This window comes from Stenotrophomonas sp. RG-453 (assembly GCF_033843685.1).
Classification (GTDB): Bacteria; Pseudomonadota; Gammaproteobacteria; order Xanthomonadales; family Xanthomonadaceae; genus Stenotrophomonas; species Stenotrophomonas bentonitica_A.
The window spans coordinates 284,450-305,015 of record NZ_JAMYED010000005.1 but is presented as its reverse complement, the minus strand read 5'-3'; the positions used below and the strand labels follow the sequence as shown (position 1 = coordinate 305,015).

18 protein-coding genes and 1 pseudogene are annotated in these 20,566 nt (G+C 64.9%); 10 read left to right on the top strand and 9 right to left on the bottom strand.

Annotation, left to right across the window (positions count from 1 at the left end; all coding sequences use genetic code 11):
* Positions 1-30: 30 nt before the first annotated feature.
* The gene (locus NJD74_RS12060) at positions 31-2,151 is read right to left on the bottom strand and encodes a sigma-70 family RNA polymerase sigma factor (protein WP_167390363.1); all 2,121 of its coding nucleotides are present in this window, start codon (positions 2,149-2,151) and stop codon (positions 31-33) included.
* A 40-nt stretch (positions 2,152-2,191) separates the two neighbouring features.
* Positions 2,192-3,769, bottom strand: a complete 1,578-nt coding sequence (gene dcm / locus NJD74_RS12055) for a DNA (cytosine-5-)-methyltransferase (RefSeq protein WP_102788942.1) — start codon at positions 3,767-3,769, stop codon at positions 2,192-2,194.
* Positions 3,770-3,786: 17 nt separating this feature from the next.
* Here dcm and NJD74_RS12050 point away from each other — a divergent pair, with 17 nt between their 5' ends.
* On the top strand, positions 3,787-4,272 hold the full coding sequence (locus tag NJD74_RS12050; RefSeq protein ID WP_319624228.1) for a very short patch repair endonuclease: 486 nt from the start codon (positions 3,787-3,789) through the stop codon (positions 4,270-4,272).
* 266 nt (positions 4,273-4,538) lie between these two features.
* Here the strand turns inward: NJD74_RS12050 and NJD74_RS12045 are convergent.
* Positions 4,539-4,691, bottom strand: a pseudogene (locus NJD74_RS12045) (transposase); the annotation flags it as partial.
* A gap of 399 nt (positions 4,692-5,090) precedes the next feature.
* Between NJD74_RS12045 and NJD74_RS12040 the strand changes: the two are divergent.
* From NJD74_RS12040 to NJD74_RS12025, 4 genes are all read left to right on the top strand, one after another.
* Positions 5,091-6,230: a YncE family protein gene (locus NJD74_RS12040; RefSeq protein ID WP_319624227.1), complete on the top strand. Its 1,140-nt coding sequence runs from the start codon at positions 5,091-5,093 to the stop codon at positions 6,228-6,230.
* 287 nt (positions 6,231-6,517) lie between these two features.
* Positions 6,518-6,733, top strand: a complete 216-nt coding sequence (locus NJD74_RS12035; RefSeq protein ID WP_319624226.1) for a hypothetical protein — start codon at positions 6,518-6,520, stop codon at positions 6,731-6,733.
* Between the two features lie 506 nt (positions 6,734-7,239).
* Entirely contained in the window at positions 7,240-8,052 is an 813-nt protein-coding gene (locus NJD74_RS12030) for an alpha/beta hydrolase (RefSeq protein ID WP_319624225.1), read from the top strand.
* 111 nt (positions 8,053-8,163) lie between these two features.
* Entirely contained in the window at positions 8,164-8,340 is a 177-nt protein-coding gene (locus NJD74_RS12025; RefSeq protein ID WP_019185714.1) for a hypothetical protein, read from the top strand.
* A 12-nt stretch (positions 8,341-8,352) separates the two neighbouring features.
* Here the strand turns inward: NJD74_RS12025 and NJD74_RS12020 are convergent, their stop codons facing one another.
* Entirely contained in the window at positions 8,353-9,195 is an 843-nt protein-coding gene (locus NJD74_RS12020) for an MnmC family methyltransferase (RefSeq protein WP_070471620.1), read from the bottom strand.
* A gap of 979 nt (positions 9,196-10,174) precedes the next feature.
* On the opposite strand from NJD74_RS12020, the gene NJD74_RS12015 reads away from it, so the two are divergent.
* The gene (locus NJD74_RS12015; RefSeq protein ID WP_019185716.1) at positions 10,175-10,660 is read left to right on the top strand and encodes a transposase; all 486 of its coding nucleotides are present in this window, start codon (positions 10,175-10,177) and stop codon (positions 10,658-10,660) included.
* Positions 10,661-10,808: 148 nt separating this feature from the next.
* Here the strand turns inward: NJD74_RS12015 and NJD74_RS12010 are convergent, their stop codons facing one another.
* On the bottom strand, positions 10,809-11,228 hold the full coding sequence (locus tag NJD74_RS12010) for a hypothetical protein (RefSeq protein ID WP_019185717.1): 420 nt from the start codon (positions 11,226-11,228) through the stop codon (positions 10,809-10,811).
* 182 nt (positions 11,229-11,410) lie between these two features.
* Here NJD74_RS12010 and NJD74_RS12005 point away from each other — a divergent pair, with 182 nt between their 5' ends.
* Positions 11,411-11,695 carry a hypothetical protein gene (locus NJD74_RS12005; protein WP_070426514.1) on the top strand — a complete coding sequence of 95 codons (285 nt, stop codon included), beginning with the start codon at positions 11,411-11,413 and terminating at the stop codon, positions 11,693-11,695.
* A gap of 14 nt (positions 11,696-11,709) precedes the next feature.
* Here NJD74_RS12005 and NJD74_RS12000 read toward each other — a convergent pair whose 3' ends face one another.
* A complete protein-coding gene (locus tag NJD74_RS12000) occupies positions 11,710-12,081 on the bottom strand; it encodes a MerC domain-containing protein (protein WP_046272885.1) in 372 nt (123 codons plus the stop codon).
* A 69-nt stretch (positions 12,082-12,150) separates the two neighbouring features.
* Here NJD74_RS12000 and NJD74_RS11995 point away from each other — a divergent pair, with 69 nt between their 5' ends.
* Complete coding sequence (locus tag NJD74_RS11995; RefSeq protein WP_070471623.1) at positions 12,151-13,479, top strand: GTP-binding protein; 1,329 nt, start codon at positions 12,151-12,153, stop codon at positions 13,477-13,479.
* Positions 13,480-13,488: 9 nt separating this feature from the next.
* Here the strand turns inward: NJD74_RS11995 and NJD74_RS11990 are convergent, their stop codons facing one another.
* Complete coding sequence (locus NJD74_RS11990; RefSeq protein ID WP_319624224.1) at positions 13,489-15,099, bottom strand: ABC-F family ATP-binding cassette domain-containing protein; 1,611 nt, start codon at positions 15,097-15,099, stop codon at positions 13,489-13,491.
* Between the two features lie 186 nt (positions 15,100-15,285).
* Positions 15,286-16,188, bottom strand: coding sequence for a LysR family transcriptional regulator (locus NJD74_RS11985; RefSeq protein WP_319624223.1), 903 nt, complete (start codon positions 16,186-16,188; stop codon positions 15,286-15,288).
* Positions 16,189-16,497: 309 nt separating this feature from the next.
* Between NJD74_RS11985 and NJD74_RS11980 the strand changes: the two genes are divergently transcribed.
* Together NJD74_RS11980 and NJD74_RS11975 are read left to right on the top strand one after the other, a co-directional pair.
* Positions 16,498-17,700: an MFS transporter gene (locus NJD74_RS11980; protein ID WP_319624222.1), complete on the top strand. Its 1,203-nt coding sequence runs from the start codon at positions 16,498-16,500 to the stop codon at positions 17,698-17,700.
* Positions 17,701-17,806: 106 nt separating this feature from the next.
* Entirely contained in the window at positions 17,807-18,754 is a 948-nt protein-coding gene (locus NJD74_RS11975) for a polysaccharide deacetylase family protein (RefSeq protein ID WP_319624221.1), read from the top strand.
* 9 nt (positions 18,755-18,763) lie between these two features.
* Here the strand turns inward: NJD74_RS11975 and NJD74_RS11970 are convergent, their stop codons facing one another.
* Entirely contained in the window at positions 18,764-20,368 is a 1,605-nt protein-coding gene (locus tag NJD74_RS11970) for an EAL domain-containing protein (RefSeq protein WP_319624220.1), read from the bottom strand.
* Positions 20,369-20,566: the final 198 nt, after the last annotated feature.

The window sequence follows — 20,566 nt, the reverse complement described above, 5'->3', positions numbered from 1 at the left end:
GGGGGAGCATTTCGGCCTTGCGGCCTACCTTTACTGTTCTGCTGCATCGTCAGCCTCCGGCTTTCCATTGACCAACTCCCTGAGGCGTCGCGATGGGTGGCGCATCAGTCTTAGCGCCTTGGACTCAATCTGACGTATCCGCTCTCGAGTCACGCCAAAGATCTGGCCGACTTCCTCCAATGTCTTGTCGTTGCCGTCGATCAATCCAAACCGATGTCGGATGACTTCAGCTTCTCTTGAACCAAGCGCACCTAGGCAGTCATCGATCGCTCGCCTACGCAGATATCCATCAGTGACTTCCTCAGGCGGCTGAAAGGTATCTGGAGTGGCGAGGACCAAATCTGCTGTCTCATCCTGCTGGTCCCAAGAGACCGCGTCGTGCGCCACATTCAGCAACTTTGCTACATCTCCAACTGATAGATCGCAGACCTTGGCGATGTCATCGGCGCGCACGTCATCGAATGAGTCTTCACGAAGGACTCTGACTGCCTTCGAAACCTTGTTGACCTTTTCCATGACGTGTATGGGCAACCTTATGACACGCGCTGTGTCTCCGATGGCCCGTCCAACGGACTGTTTCAACCACCACATTGCATACGTAGAAAATTTGTTGCCCCTTGCGTAATCGAATCTGTCGATAGCCTTGAGCAGGCCTATCAGGCACTCCTGAATGCGATCCATGCGTGGCAGCGTGCTCCACGCGTGGCTGTCTGCCACGTGCACTGCGAGTCGAACGTTTGCATGGAACATCTCGAGCTCGAGGCGCGACAGACGCTGCACCGCTCTACGCAGTAGTACGCTTGTGCACCCAGCTGCCCTGAACTCCTTGTCAAACCGTTTAACGGTCGATGAGGTCAGCTCCAGCGCAGATACTGCGGTCAATGCATCCCTAGCAAGACCTTGGTTGTCTGGATTTTCCTGGAAGGCGAAACATCCGCAGCGTGCGCTTTCCAGCATGTCGCTCAGGTTGAGTCCACTGACGGGCCGGGCCGGGGCTGGATCATCATCGGCGTCATCCGAGGCGTCGAGAAGATCGCTGGCGCGCTCATCGTCTTCGCTGCTGATGTGGCTGATTTGGCCGACTGAGACGCGACCCCGCTCAAAGTCTGTGGCTAGGCCTGCTATCGACGCGACAGCATGGGGGCTCTCTGCGATGGCGCGATACGCATCCTTGAGGGACAAGTCCAGCAGAAGCCCCATTCGTTCTTCGCCCGTACGGTCAAGCAGGACAGACGACTGGGCAATCTTTGCGAAGTGGAAGTAGGGATCGTTCGTCATGGACGCGAGATCCTGCATGAACTGCTCCGATTCACCGATATCGCTGTCTGATGTTGGTTCGCTCTCCTGTTCTAGATGCAGAGGAGGTAGCCACTCATCATCGACTTCCGGTACGGCGTCAATCTGGCCCATAAGGACAGTGAGCTGGCGAAGTACATCGCCCCTCTCATCGCCTTCAATCTCACGGGAGATGACCTCAAGGTCAAGAGGATTGAAGTTGCCCTCCATCTGGGCGCGATGAACTAGCGCTTCGAAGAGTCCATGTGTCGAGCTGTGATTGAGCTCCCGCACCAGTGAAATTTCGGCGTGACTTGGGAGTAGCTTCGCGAGGTCATTCCAGTCCTCATCGTTATCGACAATTACGTGCTTGGAAATGACCTCCTGCACGACCTGTATTGTCGATCGAAGCGAGGGATCCTCCAGCGGCGCTTCGGTCGCGACTTCTTCCTCCCAAGTGGCAAAGAACTCGGATTCGAATTCAGCACCGTCGGGAGAGGAGTTCTGTCTGGAGTCAGTGGCTCGCGTTTGAGCAGATTCCTCGGCCTCACCATCACCTTCATTGCTCCAGAGGCCGTCCAGCGTGGCTGGTGAATCGTCAGCCTTCTGGACTGCAAGCCGCTGAACTTCGAGAGCATGCTCCGAAATCAGGCGGCAGAGATCCAGATGCCCTTTGGATGCGGCAAGCATATGTAGTGTCCGCCCCTGCTGGTCGCGTGCTTCTACGTCACCCCCGAGTTGAAGGTAGCGCAGAACATGCTCCGCATCGCCGCGAAGCGCGGCGAGTCGAAGGAGCGGCTTCAGCGATGATTGCCGCTTGTCCCCGGCGCTGGCTTCACTGCCAGCCCGGGTACCTGTAGAGCCCAGGGACTCCATTTCCCCTTGATTCATTGGTTCCCCCTGTTGAACCCTTCGCCTAGCTGAGTATCGACCACACGACTCGGGCGATCTGTCTGGCAATCAAAGGCGGAACTGCATTTCCGACCTGTACAAATTGTTGAGTCCTATTGCCGAGGAAAACATAGTCGTCCGGGAACGACTGTAGCCGGGCAGCCTCTCTGACCGTGAGACTTCGGCACTGGCGAGGATCCCAATGGATGAACGCGTGACCATCTCTCGAAAGGTGGCTGGTCACCGTATTTGAAGGCTTGCCCTTGAGCTGAACGCGGAAGCGATCCGAGAACGAACCACTTTCCCAGTTCAAGTGATCAGGCGCGAGCTTCTTTGGGAAGTCACGGCTGGTCGGTGATCTGTCGTGCTCGCGCGCGAATGCCGCGCAGAAGAGGTAGCGCCCGAGGTCGGATTTCATGTGCCCCCGAGTCTCATGGTTGAGCACGGAGTGCTGCGAGTCGCTCTTGAGCTGCTTGACGTAAGGGTTGCTGTCCTGGGTGTACTTGATCGAGCCGCGCGGAAGCCCGCCGGATGGAACAATCGAGCTGAGCTTCTCGATCAGCTCTGGATGGGATTTGCCCAGAATCCGGACCAAGCGATCCCTCTCCGATTCCATGGCCTTCCGCCATTCTTCGGGATCGTCCTGTTTGCGGCTCAGTCCGCTTCTCAGCCTGGGAAGCCCCTCGAGGGCTTTCTTTACACTGACCGGCTCTGCGGCATTGAGGCCGGGCAAGTCCTCGATTCCATCGGGAAGAAGATCTTCCCGGACACCCATGATAATGACCCGGTGTCTCGCCTGTGGAATTCCGTGGTTCTCACACTTGATGATGAATGCAGACGGATCCTCCGCGACAAGTTCGCTGGTCCGCTTCTGATTCTCCTCAACGTGGATAGGAAGAAGCACATAGCGATACCCGTTCTTTCCCCCCTTCTTTTCCCTTTTCAGGGCTGTAGCAGGGTCGGAGAGATCGCGCATGATTGCAGCGAACATCTCCTTGTTGCCAACCTTGGAAGTCAGGATTCCCTTGACGTTCTCCATGATGAAGACAGCGGGTGAGAACTCGTCAAGAAGACCCAGGTATTGCTTGTAGAGGAAATGCTTCTTGTCGCCCTTTGAGGAGAACCCCTCCACATGCCGCTGGCGAGCCCGGCCTACGACGGAGTAAGCCTGGCACGGGGGGCCTCCGATGAGGATCATCTTCTCGTACTGATCCTTGACCTCGTTGATCCGTGAATAGAGGGCCTGATTGTCCCGCTCTTCTCCCAGGGTGAGGTTGAGCGCTTCTCGCTCGGCTTCAGCCCACAGGTCGCTCCATCGACCGTGTCCGAAGTGTGTTGCCGGAGGAAGGGCGTCGCCCTTCGCAGTTTCATCCAGATAGTCGTAGTACTCTTGCGGGACCTGGCCTTCCTGCCGGATGAGAAGGCGATAGAAGGCCCTGAGACGGAGAGTCGAATGCGCAGACTTCTCCATTTCAGCGGATACCGCGAGTTCGAAGGGGTACTTGGCACCTTCTTCGGGCTTGAAGCTGCTGAACCCTTCGCCCAGGCCACCGGGGCCGGCAAAGATATCAATTACACCGATGGGCTTACGTACTGCGGTCAAGACGGAGTCTCTGCTAGATGGTTGATGTGATGAGCCCGGCTGTTCGGTCAGCACTGATGTCGAGAATCAGGGCTAGGAACACTAAGCCGGAGGTCACTGTCCGAAGGCAACTTTGGGCGCGTGGGTTCCGCTTTCGACTTCATGCGAAGGGCCTCGCAGGAAAGCCTGACCTTGTGCTTCCAAAATGGAAGGCCGCGGTGTTCGTACACGGATGCTTCTGGCATCGCCATGAGGGTTGCCCTCTCTTCAGACTGCCGAAGACACGAGCAGACTTCTGGGATGCAAAACTCTCCGCCAATCGACAGCGCGACCTGGCGGTAGTCAGGTCGCTTCTGGACATGAGCTGGCGCGTGGCAGTTGTATGGGAGTGCGCTATCCGACTCGACTCCAGTGCCGCGAGTGATTGCCTTTCTGAATGGATATCCAGTAGCCGAAAGGGAATAGAGATCCGGGCCAGCGACGGCACAGTAATCTGTGGAGACTTGGATGGTGGTCAATCGTGAAAAATCCATCTGTCTACGATCATTCCCTTGTTCATTTTCGCGTTCAAAAAGGGCGCCGCTCCTGATCCAGGATGTCGGCCCCAATCTGTCTGCGGCAGGGTTCAGTGCTCCACTCTGAATGCCTGAGCCGCGCCCCCCGACGCATGCCGGGATCATACCAGGGTAGAAGCCCCTGTCGCTGATTCTTTAGTCGCGCCGGGTGCCCATAGGAGCAATTGCCTAATGCCTGAGCCGCTGGAGTCAGCCGCTGAGCCGCTTGGCGTCGACACACTCATGCCGCCGAACTTGCTGCGCCACAGATAGTACGAAGCCTCGCTGAAGCCTTGCTGGCGGCACAGGACTTTGATGGCCATGCGCGCCTCAACTTCGCGCAGGAAGCCGATGATCTGTTCCTCGGAAAGGCGTTCTTCACGTCCGATCTCCCTGTCATTGAGGATTGGACTCCAAATTGTTGCGCTACTCAAACTCGGGCGCGTCGGCCCTTGCAATCATCGTGGCCGGTAGCACTAGCAGCGGCAGCAGTGCTTACCGGTTCCCTCTTCACTGGCATCAGCGTAATAGCAGTAGTCAGCGTCGGCGATCCTGCCTTCTTCCCGAAGCACAAGCGCTCTTCAGCTGACACCAGCTTCATGCTGCATGGCAGCCGCGGCCCCGTCCTGGCGACTACATGGCCTGTGGCTGCACCCACCCTCCCGCCCTGCTACCATTCCCCCGCAAACCCAGCCAGCCCACCCAGCGCAGACAGATGCGGGGCCGGCCGTCACACGTACGGCCCAGCGAGCCAGGACACCCTCCCGTGCCTCTTCAAGGAAGCTCGCATGCTCTGCAATTCCGTAATCCGCTCGGCCGCCCTGGCCTTCGCCATCTCCCTGAGCCTTGGCGCCCCGTCCGCGTTCGCCGCCGAACAGACCACCGCATCCGCCAGCACCGCCGCTGTCCAGCGCAAAGCGGTCGCTCAAGGCCTCTATGAGCTGGCCTTCAGCCCCAAGCAGAACGCCGTGTTCGTTGCCTCCTCGGGCGGCTTCGGCGACGCCGCCGGTCCGTCCCAGGTGCTGCGCCTGAATCCGGAAACCCTGGCCGTCGAAACCGCCATCCCGCTGGAGCGCAAGGCGTTCGGTGTGGTGCTGGACGATGCCAACGACCGCCTGTACGTCGGCAACACCGTCGATACCTCGGTCACCGTGGTCGACACTGCCACCAATAAATCGGTCGGCATCGTGCAGTTGATGGAGAAGAAGGTCGGCAAGGACGGCAAGGCCGCCTACACCCACGATCTGCGCGAGCTGGTCGTTGATGGCGCCAACAACCGGCTGTACGTCACCGGTCACTCGGGTGAGGGCAGCGTGCTGTTCGTAGTGGACACGCAGTCGCTGAAGGTCATCAACACCATTCCGGGTCTGGGCAACGCCAAGGCACCGGGTCTGGCGCTGGATGCCAAGGCCAAGCGCGTCTACACCTCCAACCTGCTGGCCGAGCTCGTCACCGTCGGCACCGATAGCGGCAAGGTCGAGCAGCGCTTCAAGGTCAGTGCCGAGCAGCCGATGAACATCGCGCTGGATCCGGCCGGCAAGCGCCTGTTCGTGACCGACCAGGGCTCGGAAATGATCCGCAAGTACCAGGCCAGCAGCTCGGGCTTCGAATCGAAGCATCCGGGCCAGCGTGTGCTGGTGCTGGACCGCACCACCGGCAAGGAACTGGCCAGCATTCCGACCGATGCCGGCCCGCTGGGCATCCTGCTGGATGCACCACGCAAGCGCCTGTACGTGACCAACCGCGATGGCGGCACCGTCACCGCATACAACAGCGACACCTACAAGCAGGTGGCGACGTACGCGGTGCCGACGCACCCGAACAGCTTGGCGCTGGATGCAAACAAGAACGTGCTGTACGTGACCGTCAAGAACGGCGACAGCGAGCCGAAGGGCAGCGAAGAGTCTGTTGCCCGCATTGCGCTGTAACGCACTGCAGCTGGAACAGGGACCGGCCGCCTGGGGCGGCCGGTTTCTTATGCGTTGCATTGGATGGACTGTTCCCGCGTAGGCCATGATGCGAGACTGGCGCGACGCCCGCGGTATTCGTACGCATGAACAGATCAAGGATGGCAGTTAGACGTATCTCGACGCACGAGATAGACGTGGTCAGGCGCGCTGTGCAGTCCGCGCCGGTGAAAGGCATACAGCTCCCTTCATTGGAAAATTTGGAATCCCTCAACGTAGTCAGCCGTTGTGGCTGCGGTTGCGCATCCGTGGACTTCAGGCTCCTAGGAGCGGGAGAGATCGCCGAGGTGGTTGCCGACGCAATCGGCGAGACATCCAGCGGCGAAGAGGTGGGCGTGCTTGTCTTTGGCCTCAACGGCCGTATTACCGGCCTGGAGATCGTGGGGTACTCGGATTCTCCGGCGGACCTGCCCATTGCGTCGACGGTGCGTCGTCAGATTGGATTTGACGACCAACGTCAATGAATCGTGGCATGAGCACTTTCTGAGACGCCTAGCTGTGCGACGCCTTGTCTACGGAACCGCACGGCCACGAAGCAACACATAGCTGGCGCAGCTCGCACAACGCTCGGTCAACGGGGTCTGCCGCAGTGCAGCGCTCAGCGCCGCGCGGGATGCAGGGTGCCCACCCAGGCCATGCAGCAGCAGGGTGATGGCCAGCCCGCAGCAAGCGCCCTCGGCAGGGCCGGGCAGCCCGGCTGGCGTGCCGGTATCAGCCTCAGGCGTGATCTCATGACAATCCATGTACCGGCTCCCACCCTCGACGATGCCCCATCGCAACTATCGTCCTGAGATGTCGCAGATCCTGAGATCGTGGCCTCTGATTCCTCCCTCTCACCTGTGAACACCCCGGCCGGCATCAGTCAGCCCTGTGCACGTCACGTCAGCGACATCGCGCTTTCTTTCACGGCTCACCCAACCCCCTCTCCCTAGGATCGAACTTTCCTTCCTCATCGCTCCAAGGAGTTCCCATGGCTGCTTCCCGCGTTCGCCTGCACGTTGAAGATTCCGGTGGTACCGGTCGCCCGGTGGTCCTGATCCATGGCTGGCCGCTGTCGGCCGAATCGTGGAAGGCCCAGGTCCCCGCACTGCGTGATGCGGGCTACCGCGTGGTGGCCTACGACCGCCGTGGCTTCGGGCGTTCGGACAAGCCGGCCGACGGCTACGAGTACGACACGCTCGCCGATGATCTGGCCGGTGTGCTCGAGGATCTGGATCTGAAGGACGCCACCCTGGTCGGCTTCTCCATGGGCGGTGGTGAAGTGGCGCGCTATGTCGCCAAGCACGGCGAGTCGCGCCTGCACAGCGTGGTGTTCGCCTCGGCGGTGCCGCCCTACATGCTCAAGACCAGCGACAACCCCGAGGGCCCGCTGACCCAGGAAAAGGCCGATGAAATGCGCGAAGGCCTGGAGAAGGACCGTGACACCTTCTTCGATGGCTTCACCAAGGATTTCTTCAGCGCCAACGGCGAGCTCAAGGTCAGCGAGGAAGAGCGCCAGGCCGCCATCAAGCTCTGCCTGCAGTCCGACCAGACCGCCGCGCTGGGCTGCATGAAGGCCTTCGGCACGACCGATTTCCGCGGCGACCTCAAGAAGGTCACGGTGCCGACCCTGGTGCTGCACGGCGACAGCGATGGCACGGTCCCGTTCGAGGGCTCGGGCAAGCGCACCCATGCGGCCATCGCGGGCAGTGAGGTGGTGGTGCTGAAGGACGCGCCGCACGGCTGCAATGCCAGCCATGCCGATGCGTTCAACAAGGCATTGTTGGACTTCCTGAAGAAGTAAGTCGCAGCTCGTTCGCAGATCGCGCCCGGCACGTTGCGATGACGTGTCGGGCGTTCTTGTACGCTGTATCGGCCAAGCGAAAGTGCAGCGATACGCCACACGAGACCACCCATGCGCCAGTCCCAGACACCGCCCTGGAAGAAGCCCAGTCCCAACGGGAAGAAGAAATCGCAGCCGCTCTCCGAGGCGCAGAAGGATGCGGCACGTCAGCGTGCCGAGGAAAACGGGCGACGTTATCCCAATCTGGTCGACAACATGTGGGCGGCCAAACTGCCACGCGGCAGTTGACCAGCCCCTTGCTCAGCGCTTGACCGCGAGCACCCCATCCATTGCCAGCTCGGCCTTGAAGCCTGCCTTTTCGAGCCGCTTGGCGACCTCGCGCGGCACATCGCGGCCGCTGGTCAGTTTGTTCGGCGCACCGGTGTAGTGGAACATCCGGCCGCCCTTGCGGATGACGCGTGCGAGCTGGTCGTAGAACACCTGTGAGTACAGCTCGCCAGCGATGCCGAAGCGCGGCGGATCGTGCAGAATCGCGTCGACCGAGGCGGTCTCCAGCCCTTCGATTTCCTGCGACACGTCACCCTGGCTCAGCGCCAGCCGACCGCCGCTGCTGTCCGCGTCCGGATCGGGCGACCACGGATTGAGCGTGCGCAGCCACAGCACATCCGGATTCTTCTCGAACGAGCGGATGCGGGTGACCCCACCTTCCAGGCAGCACGCCGCGAAGTAGCCCAGGCCGCCGCAGGTATCCAGCACCGTCTTGCCAGCCGGCGCGATCAGCGCGACCTTGCGGCGGGCATCCTCGAACGGGGAGACCTGTGCGCTGGGCAGCATCTTGATGCCGTCGATCTCGAAGGTCGGCGCGTCCCAGTCGGTCGGCACCAGCTTGATCAGCGCCGAGCCGAAGCGCGAGATCGCCAGGAATTCTTCGCCGTCCCAGTAATACAGGGTGCGGTCCTTGGTCTTGCCGGGATAGGCGTAGGTCTCACCCTTCCACTGCCAGTGGTCGGCCGCCAGCGTGGCGGTGCCGGTGGAGCGGCCGAGGTCGAGCGAGCCGGTCCATTCCCCGGTGCCGGCATCGCGGGCGCGGGTCAGGCTCTCGGCGAGCGGGCGGGTCAGCAGGGGGCCGGTGTAATGGGGCACGGGATCCAGGGCCGCGGCGCAGGCGCCAGGCGGTATGTCAGTCAGGGGTGGGCATCGTACCTGAGAAGGTGGAGACGCCGCCTGACTGGACGTCCGCCTTGCATTCCGTTGCCACATCAACCTTCAGTGGGCCGCCAACCAGGTCGGGTCAAGAGGCGACTTGGACGCCCAGTCGGGGTAGCTATCGATAGCGCTTGTTGCCCCCTGACGTTATGCAGTATCGACCTCCCCTCGGCCCAAAGCAGTTGTTGGAAGAGGAACAGGGGCAACCGCTCCCGGAAGAGAATGATGTCCTTGAGGCACTGGGCGCCGGACCTGCATCCCTTGCGCTGCGAGAGGCGCGCGCGGGCGTCTTGCTAGCGCAACCGGGAGCAGCGCACAGGCGTTCAGACGAGACCCACTTCATCGGCTTCCCGTCGGCTGATATGCGTACCCACGAAGCATCTTGACCATGCACCGTGACGCTGTCCGAGCGTCTGAGTTTTCCCACCACTTTCCCGTTTGGTGACGAACGAACGTTGAGAGCGTCGGCATCAACATATCGCTCTTCCAGGTCGGGTTCGGCAGCGACTGGCAATTGAGAAACTGCAATTGACTGCTGCGGTTCCGAAAGCTGTCGCGGTCCGTCTTCACTCTTGCGGCTGCAAAGCCCGACCAGCACCGCGAAGAACGCAACGACTACGAATCCTGGCCCGTTTCCAGATCGCTTCCTTGTCATTTGACTTCCTCTTCCTTGCCTCGTGGCGTCAAAGTGCCAGCTGCCACCGATGCCACCGTGGACCCGTTCACATGCGGGCCTGTCCAGAACCCTCGTCCTGGGACGAGACCTGCAGTGTGTGCCAGCAACCCGGCGGCTAAAGACGGAACTTGGACGACTGTGTTGTGGACACAATTCTGACCCACTTTCCCGTATGTGGAGGACCATAGCCTGTACAGTGGGCTGATCGCCACCCGTGGTGAGGCCACCCACACTGGAGCCATGTCCTACGACCACCTCCTCTGGCCTACCGGCACCGCCTACTTCTTCAGCGCGCACCTGCGCGATCGCAGCAGCAGCTTGCTGGTGGAACAGGCGCAGACCCTGCGGCTGGCGTTCCGGGTGGCGCAGCAGGCGCGGCCGTTCCGGATCAACGCGATCGTGGTGCTGCCGGACCATCTGCATGGGGTGTGGACATTGCCGGAGGGCGATGAGGAGGGTCATCGCCGTTGGGCGCAGGTCCAGGCGATCTTCGACCGGCAGTTGCCGATGGTTGATCCGCGGCTGCAGCTGCGGCGGGACCGCAGCCTGCGGCCCCTATGGCACAACGGCTTCCGCGAGCACCGGATCGTTGACGCCGAGGACCTGCAACGGCACGTGGCCTATGTGCACCACAACCCGGTCAAGCACGGGCACGTGAGGGATGCGACGCAATGGCCGTACAGCTCGATCCACCGCGGTCGCCGCGAGCCGGAGGAGCCAGGCTGAGGGTTGGAGATGGGGATGGGGTTCCCGCCTGTGTACGACCGCGGGCGGGGATGTTGGGGATGGGTGTCGCGGACCGGGCCACCGGTGCGGGCGGGCGGTTGCCGCCCGTATCAGTGGCCCGGTGGGCGGGATCCGGAAACCTTGCCCATCATGGGCACTTCACCGGAAACACCGGGCCGGCGCCGATCAGCACCAGCGCCATGTAGTCGCTGTCCTTGGCCTTGCCCTTGAGCGTGGCGCCTGGGTTGAACTTGAAGATGCCGAAGCCGCCACCGGGGCGGACCAGCGCTTTGTTGATCTGGTCGGCATCGTCGCGGAAGAACTGGGCGATCTCGGCGCGGCTGGATTCCTGTAGCGGCGTGGCATCGCGCTGCCATTGCTCATCGCGGTTGAAGGACACGTAGTACTGGCCGCTCTGCTGCTCGATGCGGAATTCGGCCGGCTTGCGCGCGTGGGTGGCATAGCAGCCGAGCATCGGATCGGAGGAGAACACGCCGGCGCTGTTGTCCTTGCCGCAGCCGGTCAACAGCAGCGGCGACAGGAAGAGCAGGCTGGGCAGTACACGCATGGCAGATCCTTGGCGGCGGGTGTGGGAGCATTGTCCAACACGGCGTGAAAAGATGCCGTCTGCGTGCCCCGTGCCCCGTGCCCCGTCGTCGGCAGGCAATGGTGTACGGTGACGCGATTCTCAGGAGACCCCTCGTGCCGCCAGATTCTCCGCAAGCGCCGCGCCCATCGTCTGTCGCACCCATGTCGGCTCAACGGCTACCGCTGCTTGGCCTGGTCAGCTTCCTCGGCCTTCCCGTCGGGGCGGCCGCCGCGCATATCGCCACGGCCGCCAACCACGGGGTCACCGCCGGCGCCAGCACCACCGGCGTCTCGATCGGCGTACTTGCTTCAGCAGCCGTGGGCCTGATCGCCACGGTCGGCTCGCGCGTCCGTCAGGAGCGCTGGCCGTGGCTGGGCATCGTCGGTGCGGTGCTCAGTGCGGCGCCGCTGGTGCTGTTCCTGGTCGGGATGATGTTCAAGCACTGAGCCGGGCCGTCCGCTCAATGCCGGTGCCGCCGCCAGGCATTCCACACATGCGTGCTGGCCAGCAGCAGGCTGCCGACCACGGTCATCGGGGTCTCGGCGTCGTGGCTCGGCCATCCCATGGCGCCGGCCAGCAGCAACAGGAGTCCGATCGCCGCGCCGGCCATCGCCAGCACGGGCAGGCGATGCTGGCGGTGGGCGCGCCACAACGCGAAGCCGGTCACCGGCGCGGCGATGGCCACGAACAGGGCATGCACCCACTCGGCCTGGGCCCACACGCCCATCAGCGGGAGCATCGCCGCGAGCAGCGGCAGGGCCAGGCAGTGCAGCAGGCATAGGCCGGAAAGCGCAATGGCGCCGGCATCCAACAGGGCAGAGGATCGCTTCATGGGGCGTCGGGCCTTGGTCAGTGAATGTTATATAGTAACATTTCATTCCCCTTCCTGACCTGCTCTGCCATGACTGCCTCTGCCTCCTTTGATTCGCGTCTGCCGGTCACCGTGCTGTCCGGCTTCCTGGGCGCCGGCAAGACCACCCTGCTCAATCAGCTGCTGCGCAACCGCGAGGGCCGCCGGGTCGCGGTGATCGTCAACGACATGAGCGAGATCAACGTCGATGCGCAGTTGGTGCGCGAGGGTGGCGCTGCGTTGAGCCGCACCGAGGAGACGCTGGTGGAGTTCAGCAACGGCTGCATCTGCTGCACGCTGCGCGATGACCTGCTGCAGGAGGTGCGCCGGCTCGCGGCGGAGGGGCGCTACGACTACCTGCTGATCGAGTCGACCGGGATCGCCGAGCCGATGCCGGTCGCGGCAACCTTCTCGGTGCGCGATGAGGATGGCTTCAGCCTCAGCGACATCGCGCGGCTGGATACGCTGGTGACGGTGGTCGATGGCGCGCGGTTCCTGCACGACTTCGGCTCAAGTGACCGGCTGACCGACCGCGGCCAGCAGGCCGGTGAGGACGACGACCGCGGTGTCGTGAATCTGCTCGCCGAGCAGATCGAGTTCGCCAACGTGATCGTGGTGAGCAAGTGCGATCTGATCGACGATGACACGCTGCAGTCCACGCTCGCCGTGCTGCGTGCCATGAACCGCGATGCGCGGCTGGTGCTGTCCGAGCAGGGCAATGTGCCGCTGCACGAGGTGCTTGATACCGGCCGCTACGATTTCGTCAAAGCGCAGTTGGCGCCGGGCTGGATGCAGGCGCTGCGTGGCCAGCACACGCCCGAGACCGAGGAGTACGGCATCACCAGCTTCGTCTACCGCTCGCGCCGGCCGTTCCACCCGCAGCGTTTCGCACGGCTGCTGGAGACCGGGCTGGGCAGTGTGATCCGCAGTAAGGGTTTCTTCTGGCTGGCCAACCGCATGGACTGGGTGGGCGAGCTCTCCAGTGTCGGTGCGGCCACGCAGACCTCGGTCGCGGGGGTCTGGTACGCCTCGCGCGAGCGCATGGAGGCGGGCTTGGAGAACACCGTGCCCGAGCTGTCACCCACGCGCGTGCCCTACACGGATATCGGCTGGGCCCGCCAACAGACGGCGTGCTGGACCGCGCCGCTGCCCAGCGTGGAGCAGGTCGGCGATGCCGGTGAGTACCAGGCGATGCGCAGGCTGTGGCATCCGTGGTGGGGCGACCGCCGCCAGGAACTGGCGGTGATCGGCGTGGCGATGGACGAGCACGCGGTGCGTGCCGAGCTGGATGCCTGCCTGCTCAACGATGAAGAACTGCGCGCCGGCCCGCTGTTGTGGCAGTTGTTGCCGGACGCTTTCCCGGCGTGGGCGCGCGCGTAGCCGCCGGCGCTACACCGGCGTCAGCTGCCAGCCCTGATCAGATGCGCGCAGGGTATGGCTCAAGCCGACCGCCTCCAGCAGCGCGGCATCGTGCGAGACGATCATCAACGTGCCGGTGTACTGACCGAGCATCTGCTCCAGCGCGCCCAGCGAGGGCAGGTCGAGGTGATTGCCGGGTTCGTCGAGCAGCAGCAGCTGCGGCGGCGTCCGGGCGTACAGCACCGATGCCAGCGCCGCTTTCAACCGCTCGCCGCCGCTGAGCGTGGCCACGGGCCGCAGGCTGCGCTCGGCATCCAGGCCGAGCAGGGCCAGCTGCGTGCGCAGCGTGCCTTCGTCGGCCAACGGATGCGCGCGCTGCAGTAGTGACAAGGCCGAGGCGTCGTCCGGCAGCAGCGTGAGTGACTGGTCGAGCAGGGCGACGCTGGCCGCTACCTCGACCTGCCCCGAGAGCGGTGCCAGTGTGCCGGCGAGCAGCCGCAGCAGCGTGGATTTGCCGCTGCCGTTGCGGCCCTGCACGCCGATTCGCTGGCCGCGCTGCACGGTGAGATCCAGCGTGTTCCAGGGTGCTTGCACCCATGGCAGTTCGGCGGCGATGAGCTCGGCCACGCGCTGCGGCCCGGGCTGTTGGATCACCGGGGCGAGCAGGGCGATCTCGATGTCCTGCTCCACCTCGCCGGCAGCCTCGCGCACCCGCGCATCCAGTTCGGTACGGCGCTCGTTCTGCTGTGCCTGCCAGCGGCCGGCAGTGTGCTCGCTGCGGTTCTTCATGCCACCGAGCAGGATCGGTGCCTGGTTGGCGGTGCGTGCATCGCGTGTAGCGCGCGCCTGCCGATGCGCCATCTTCTCGCGCTGATCGCGCAGCTCGGTCTGCTGATGGCGGCGCTCGCGCTTGCGCAGGGCCAGCTCGGCCTGGGCACTGCGCCGCTCGCCGTGTTTCTGTTCGGCGTAGAGATCGTAGTTGCCGCCGTACTGGCGCAGCCCGCTTGGCGACAGTTCGACGATGCGCGTCATGTGCCGCAGCAGCGTACGGTCGTGGCTGATCACGATCAGGCCGCCGTGCCAGCGCTGCAGCGCGTCGATCAGGCGCTCGCGATGGTCGGCATCAAGATGGTTGCTGGGTTCATCCAGGATCAGCCCCTCGGCACCGGACAGGAACGCACCGGCCAGTGCGACCTGCATCGCTTGGCCACCGCTGAGCGTCGCTGCCGGCTGCAGGGGATCGAGCGCAGGCAGCCCGAGCAGGTGCCACTGTGCCTGCAGCTGCTCGCGTAGATCCCAGCGCTCACCCACGCAGCTGAAATCGTCGGGATCGACGCTGCCGGCTTCGATGCGGAGCAGGGCATCGAGCACCGCACCGACCCCGGCCAGGTCGGCGATGCGGCCCTCGGGTACGCCGCTGTGCTGGGTGAGCAGGTGCACCGGCCCACTGCGCGGGATGCGGCCGGAGGTGGGCGCGAGATCGCCGCTGAGCAAGCGTGCGAGCACGCTTTTGCCCACGCCGTTGCGCCCGACCAGACCGGTCGGGGTGCCGTCGAACGCGGCGGACAGTTCGGAAAACAGGACCCGGCCGTCGGGCAGGGTATGCGTCACGCGGTCGAGCGTGAGAGCGAATGCGGTCATGCGACCTCCATTGGATGCCAAGGACTCCCCTCCTGCGGAACAGGTGGGTGGAGACGGGCCGTCAGACGACGGCGGCATCAATGGCGCATGTAGGCTTACCTCGGCAACAAAGGCGGCTGGCTGCCGCGCGGCCAGTATAGAACCGCGCGGCGGCGGGCCGATGAACGCGGCCTGCTCAGCAGCTGCTCAGCAGCTCACGCCGGTCAGCCGCGCGCTGATGAAATCGATGAAGACCCGCAGCTTGGGCAGCACATGGCGGCCGGAGGGCCACAGCAGGTAGAAGGTGCCGCAGGCATGGATGCGGTCGGCCATCACCCGCTGCAGCCGACCGTCGGCCAGTGCCTCGCGCACCGAGTGCTCGGGGATGTAGGCGATGCCGCGCCCGGCCAGCGCGAAGGCCAGCCGCGCTTCGATGGTGTTGCTGACCATCGAGACCGGCAGTGCCAGTGGCGCAGCGCCTGGCGTCTGCGGCAGCGGCCACGGTTCGAGCTTGCCGCTGCTGGGGAAGCGGTAGTGCAGGCAGTCGTGGTGCAGCAGGTCCTCGGGCACGCGAGGCGCACCGCGGCGGGCCAGGTAGTCCGGCGAGGCCACCAGGTAGCGCGGAAACACGCCGAGCTGCCGGGCGCTGAGGCGCGAGTCGGTCGGCGCGCTGACCCGCAGCACGGCGTCGAAGCCTTCCTCGATCACATCGACCAGCCGGTCATCGAAATCCAGCTCCAGGCGGATGCCGGGATAAGCCGCCATGAACTCGGTGAGCAGCGGCAGCGAGATGTCGCCGACCAGCGGCAGGCTGACCCGCAGCACCCCCGTGGGTGCCTCGGTCTGCTGGACCAGCTCGTCACGGGCGGCGTCACGCTCATCCAGGATGCGCCGGCATCGGACCAGGAAGCGCTCTCCCTCGGCGGTGAGGGTGACGCTGCGGGTGCTGCGATGGAACAACCGCACGCCGAGTGTCTGCTCCAGACGCGACACGGTCTTGCCGGCGGCCGAGGCGGAGATGCCGAGCATGCGGCCGGTCTCGACGAAGCTGCGGGTGTCGGCGACCTGCACGAAGGTCTGCAGGTTGCCGAGGTTGTCCAGGGCTGACATGGGTGGGGGCATGGGGAGGAAAGCGGGCACTGTAACCGTCGGCAGGGCCTGCGGGGCGGGAGGTGCAGCCATCGGCCCGCAACACTGCGGTGCGCCAGGGGCTGGTTGGGGTGAAAGACCTTGCGGGGAGGGCGCTTCACCGATTGCGGCCCTGCAGGTCCGGAATGTGCGGAACGCCAACCGGCTGTTTCGGCAGGCGCTCGCGGCCTACGGTGGCGCTCCCTCACCTCCCGGCGCCGCCATGTCCTCCTTCCCTGACCTCCGCGACCCCACGCGCCCGCTGGATGCGGCCCCTACCCGGGGGCACCCATGAGCGGTCACGCGGTCGATACCAGCGCCGTGCCGCTGCCCAACGCGGCCACCCGATTGCCTTTCGGCGGTCTGCTGGCGCTGGCCTGCGCGGGCTTCATCACCATCCTCACCGAGGCATTGCCGGCGGGCCTGCTGTCACCGATGAGCGCCGATCTGGGCGTCAGCCGCGCGCTGGTCGGGCAGCTGGTCACCATCTACGCCCTGGGCTCGCTGGTTGCCGCACTGCCGATGACCGCATTGACGCGGCGCTGGCCACGCCGCCCGCTGCTGCTCACCGCGATCGCCGGTTTCGTGGTGGTCAATACCATCACCGCGATGACACACCACTACGGCCTGATGCTGGTCGCACGCTTCTGCGCCGGCATCAGCGCGGGCCTGCTGTGGTCGCTGGTGGCGGGGTACGCCAGCCGCATGGTGGTGCCGCAGCTGCAGGGCCGGGCGATCGCGGTGGCGATGGTCGGCACGCCGCTGGCGCTGTCGCTGGGCATCCCGGCCGGTACGCTGCTCGGCCAGACCATCGGCTGGCGCTGGGCGTTCGGGTTGATGTCGCTGCTCAGCGTGGGCCTGCTGGTGTGGGCGCGGCTGGCGCTGCCGTCGTTGCCGGCCCCGGGCGCGGCGGCCCAGCAGTCGTTGGGCAACGTGCTGCGCCTGCGCGGCATGCGCACCGCGCTGATGACGATGTTCCTCTACGTGTTGGCGCACAACGTGCTCTACACCTACATCGAGCCCTTCGCGGCGCTGTCCGGCGCGGCGGCATGGCTGGATCGCCTGTTGCTGGTGTTCGGGGTGGCCGCGCTGGTCGGCATCTGGATCACCGGACTGCTGGTGGATCGCTGGCTGCGCGCGCTGGTGATCGCAAGCACCGTGGCCTTCGCACTCTCGGCAGTGGCGTTCGGCCTGTGGCCCGGCTCGCCGTGGGTGCTGGTGATCGGGACGGTAGTGTGGGGCATTTCCTTCGGTGGCGTTCCCACGCTGTTCCAGACCGCGGTGGCGCGCCGTGCGGACGAGGCCGGGGACATCGCGCAGTCCTTCGTGGTGACCGGCTGGAACCTGGCGATCGCACTGGCGGGCATCCTCGGCGGCGTGATGCTGGAAACCGTCGGCGAACGCTGGCTGCCAGCGGTGCTGCTGGTGCTGCTGCTGGCCACGTTGATGGTGGTGTTGCGCCAGCCGCGCGCCTGGGCACCGATCACGCACTGAGCCCAGCCGCCGCACCCGGCAAGATGGACCGTGATGCCCGGCGCTATGCTGGGGCCGGGTATCGCGATGGGAGCAGCGGGTGCGCAAGGGAGTTCTTCGAAGTGCTGTGCTGGCACTACTGTGCCTGGCCGGCATCGCCCACGCGGCGGCGCCGGAGCGGCGCATCGCACTGACCATCGATGATCTGCCCTGGCAGCGCCTGGACGAACGCGCCGAGCCCGAGCTTGCCGCCTGGCACGCGCGGCTGATCGCGGCCCTGAAGCGGGCCGACGTGCCGGTGGTGGGCTTCGTCAACGAGGTCAAACTGGAGGTGGACGGGCAGGTGCAACCCGCACGGGTGCAGATGCTGCGTGACTGGCGGGATGCCGGGTTCGAACTGGGCAACCACACCTTCGGCCATGTCGATCTGCATGCGATCGGGCTGGCCGCCTACGAGCAGGACATCCTGCGCGGTGAAACCACGCTGCGTCCGTTGCTGGCCGAGACCGGGCAGGCGCCGCGCTGGTTCCGGCATCCTTACCTGCGTGCCGGGCAGTCGCCGCACGAACGCGCGGCGCTCGGGGAGTTCCTGCAGCAGCACGGGTATCGGGTCGCACCGGTCACGGTCGACAACAGCGAGTGGATCTGGGCGTTCGCCTACGATCATGTGCGCGATACCGACACCGATCCTGTCTCGCGCGAGGCGCGCCTGCGCCAGCTGCGCCGTGGCTACGTGCCGTACATGCTCAAGAAACTGGACTACTACGAGCAGCAGGGCCAGCAGCTGCTGGGCCGGCTGCCGGCGCAGGTGTGGCTGATCCATGCCAACGCGCTCAGTGCCGACTGCGTGGAGGAGCTGGTCGCGGCCACGCGCCGGCGTGGCTATCGCTTCATCTCGCTGGAGGCCGCCTTGCAGGATCCGGCCTATCAGCATCCCGATGGCTACAACGGCGCCGGTGGCATCAGCTGGATCCAGCGCTGGGCGATGGCGGAAAACAAACCGAAGGCCTTCTACGCAGGCGAGCCGCCGGTGCCGGCATGGGTGATGACGCTGGCCGGGCTCGAGGGGGAATGATGCGCCGGCTCAGGCCACGGTGTCGCTGTTGGGGTTCTGCATGTTTTCGCGTGCCTGGCCGTACTGCTGCTTGCGCTGCTGGTGGAAGGCCATGAACTCGGCCGGGGCCAGCGCCTTGGAGAACAGCCAGCCCTGCCCGAACTCCACCTGGCGCGCCTGCAGATAGGCCAGCTGCGCCGGGGTTTCCACGCCTTCGGCCACGGTGAACAGGCCCAGGGTCTTGGCCATGTCGATGATGTGCGAGGTGACCGGGCTGGTCGCGCTGTCGGTGCCGATCGCATCGATGAAGGATTTGTCGATCTTCAATGCATCCAGCGGCAGCTGCTGCAGGTACTGCAGGCTGGAGTAACCGACACCGAAATCATCGATCGCCACGCAGTGCCCCAGCCGCCGCGCATTGGCCAGGCTGGTGCGGGCGCGGCGGACGTCGATGAAGCCACGCTCGGTGGCCTCCAGCCAGATCTGCTGCGGGTGGATGCCGGTGCCGTGCAGCTTGCTGGAGAGCACCTTCAGCGCCCGGCCGCTGCTGACATCCTCGGCGGCCAGGTTGATCGCGATGTGGGCGGTGCGGTCCTGCACCAGCAGCTCGCGCATGTCGGTGATCACATGGTCGATGACCTGGTCGGTCAGCGCTTCGATCAGGCCGGCCTCTTCGGCCAGCGGAATGAACAGGTCCGGCCGCACCAGCGTGCCGTCGGCACGGCGCCAGCGCACCAGCGATTCGGCGCCCACGCAGATGCCGGTGTCCAGTTCGATGATGGGCTGGTAGTGCATGAAGAACTCACGCCGGCGCACCGCCGTGGCCAGCTCGCCCCGCAGTGACAGCCGCCGCCGCGACAGCCACACCACGCCGACGATCATCGCCAGCGCGCCGAGCACGCCCAACGGGATGAACTGCCCGATCTGGTGGCGGAACGCGGCGACCAGATCGGTCCGCGGCGCCATGGCGATCGCCAGCCACTCCTGGTCCTGCGCGCTGGCATACAGCGTCTGGCCTTCCAAGCCGCTGGCCGGTTCACGCAGCAGGCGCTGCAGCAAGGCCTCGTCGGGGATGTCCTGCTGGGCGATCAGGCGCCCATCGGGGCTGGCCACCGCCAGGCGCACGTTCGGGTCGACGATCACGTCGACCAGCCGGGCCGGGTCCATGAGGATGTCGTAGCGTCCCAGTTGCAGGGCCAGCAGCGGTTGCTGGGGAGTGCCTGCCAGCGGCCGCACGTCCAGCGTGATGCCCGCGCCTTCGGCGGTGACATAGGCCGGTGGGCGCTGGATGATCTGCGCGTCCATCGGGCCCCAGGACGTGCAGGCCAGCCGGCCGTTCTCGAAATAGCCCACCTGTTCGGCCGAGTGGGTGCGTATCACCAGGCTGCGCATCAGCTGCAGGTGCTCGGGTGAGCACGGTGCCAACGTGCTCTGGTTGAGCTCGCGCAGGGTGGCCAGCGCCGTCTCGTAGGCGCGGTGCGCGCGCTGCAGGGTGCGCTCGGCGGTGGTCTGCAGCCGCACCTGCTCGGATTCGCTGGCGCGGCTCCAGGTGAAATAGAACACGGTGGCGATCGGCACCAGGGCGCCGAGCAGGGCAAGCACTACGGTGGCGGCAATGATCCTGGCGCGGTTCAAGCAGACCTCGATGCCCTGGCGGAGCCCTATATGACCATCAGCGGGCAGGGATTGGAACCATCCGGCCGGGGCGCAATCGTCCTGCCGGCATCACGCGCGGTGGAGCGAGGTGAATCCGTCACATCATCGCCCCGGGCAGTGCCCGGCCACGGCCCCCGCGAACGGCCCGATGGCGACTGGCGCAACGCCTCGCGGAGG

What these genes read in the sequence shown, in the direction of transcription:
- NJD74_RS12060 (WP_167390363.1), bottom strand. Translation starts at nt 2,151, where the DNA reads ATGGAGTCCCTGGGCTCTACAGGTACCCGGGCTGGCAGTGAAGCCAGC.
- NJD74_RS12050 (WP_319624228.1), top strand. Translation starts at nt 3,787, where the DNA reads ATGGTTGATGTGATGAGCCCGGCTGTTCGGTCAGCACTGATGTCGAGA.
- NJD74_RS12040 (WP_319624227.1), top strand. Translation starts at nt 5,091, where the DNA reads ATGCTCTGCAATTCCGTAATCCGCTCGGCCGCCCTGGCCTTCGCCATC.
- NJD74_RS12030 (WP_319624225.1), top strand. Translation starts at nt 7,240, where the DNA reads ATGGCTGCTTCCCGCGTTCGCCTGCACGTTGAAGATTCCGGTGGTACC.
- NJD74_RS12025 (WP_019185714.1), top strand. Translation starts at nt 8,164, where the DNA reads ATGCGCCAGTCCCAGACACCGCCCTGGAAGAAGCCCAGTCCCAACGGG.
- NJD74_RS12015 (WP_019185716.1), top strand. Translation starts at nt 10,175, where the DNA reads ATGTCCTACGACCACCTCCTCTGGCCTACCGGCACCGCCTACTTCTTC.
- NJD74_RS12010 (WP_019185717.1), bottom strand. Translation starts at nt 11,228, where the DNA reads ATGCGTGTACTGCCCAGCCTGCTCTTCCTGTCGCCGCTGCTGTTGACC.
- NJD74_RS12005 (WP_070426514.1), top strand. Translation starts at nt 11,411, where the DNA reads ATGTCGGCTCAACGGCTACCGCTGCTTGGCCTGGTCAGCTTCCTCGGC.
- NJD74_RS12000 (WP_046272885.1), bottom strand. Translation starts at nt 12,081, where the DNA reads ATGAAGCGATCCTCTGCCCTGTTGGATGCCGGCGCCATTGCGCTTTCC.
- NJD74_RS11995 (WP_070471623.1), top strand. Translation starts at nt 12,151, where the DNA reads ATGACTGCCTCTGCCTCCTTTGATTCGCGTCTGCCGGTCACCGTGCTG.
- NJD74_RS11990 (WP_319624224.1), bottom strand. Translation starts at nt 15,099, where the DNA reads ATGACCGCATTCGCTCTCACGCTCGACCGCGTGACGCATACCCTGCCC.
- NJD74_RS11985 (WP_319624223.1), bottom strand. Translation starts at nt 16,188, where the DNA reads ATGTCAGCCCTGGACAACCTCGGCAACCTGCAGACCTTCGTGCAGGTC.
- NJD74_RS11980 (WP_319624222.1), top strand. Translation starts at nt 16,498, where the DNA reads ATGAGCGGTCACGCGGTCGATACCAGCGCCGTGCCGCTGCCCAACGCG.